General features: G+C 35.9%; 1 pseudogene. It reads left to right on the top strand.

Going from position 1 to position 382, the window contains the following annotated elements:
- Nucleotides 1–330 (top strand): annotated as a pseudogene (locus AB4486_RS24695) (AAA family ATPase); the annotation flags it as partial.
- Nucleotides 331–382 lie beyond the last annotated feature (52 nt).

Here is a 382-nt window from a genome sequence, read left to right as displayed (position 1 = left end):
GTACAAGGTCGCATTATTTCTGAACGCTTTGAACGCCCATTCGTGGATGATATTAATAAGCTTGAGCCTAGCTTTAAAGAGCACTTAGAGGGTATTGCCAAGCTTGCCATGGAAAATAAGAGGTTAGCCCCAGAGGATATGCGAAACATCTTGATATCATTATGTAAAGACCAATATATACCAATTGGAGAGTTAGCAAAGTTAGTTAACCGAACTAGCCAAAACATACGACAAAGTCATTTGAAACCTATGATTAATGAGGATTTACTCAAAATGGCCTTTCCAAATACTCCGAATAATCCAATGCAAAGTTATACGGTAAAAAACTAAGACTCAATAATCTCAATAAAACCTAGATAATTGATTGAACTTCATTTCTAGG

Origin of the sequence: Vibrio sp. 10N.222.55.C6 (assembly GCF_041473395.1) — a bacterium.
Lineage (GTDB): Bacteria > Pseudomonadota > Gammaproteobacteria > Enterobacterales > Vibrionaceae > Vibrio > Vibrio crassostreae_C.
The sequence above is the reverse complement of the archived record's forward strand: the minus strand, read 5'-3'. Positions and strand labels throughout refer to the sequence as shown.